General features: G+C 54.0%; 2 pseudogenes. Both read left to right on the forward strand.

What is annotated here, in order from left to right:
- Nucleotides 1-27 precede the first annotated feature (27 nt).
- Nucleotides 28-141, forward strand: a pseudogene (locus tag P1J78_RS25545) (thioredoxin domain-containing protein); the annotation flags it as partial.
- Nucleotides 142-150: 9 nt separating this feature from the next.
- Nucleotides 151-337: pseudogene (locus P1J78_RS25270) on the forward strand (hypothetical protein); the annotation flags it as partial.

A 337-nucleotide genomic window follows, 5' to 3' on the forward strand; every position in this document is an offset into this window, starting at 1 on the left:
GCCGTTGTTCGTGCCACCCTCGCCGAGGTGGGCGCGCCGCATGAAATCATCACTATAGATATTCGCACGGGTATACAAAGGTCTGAGGCTTACTCAGCGATTAACCCACGACAACAAGTACCGACATTGATATCTCCTGATGGTCAAATCATGACCGAGACCTCAGAGATCATCGTTCAGCTTGCCGATTATTATCCTGACTCTGAACTCCTGCCGCCGATCCGTAGTCCCGAACGCGGACAGGTTCTTCGTTGGCTGGCGTTCTGTGCCACAAATCTCTACGAGGGCGAGAGCCGAAAGCTTAATCCGGGCCGCTATACAACGGGTGACCCAGCAG

Source organism: Psychromarinibacter sediminicola, from assembly GCF_029168335.1.
GTDB lineage: Bacteria > Pseudomonadota > Alphaproteobacteria > Rhodobacterales > Rhodobacteraceae > Psychromarinibacter > Psychromarinibacter sediminicola.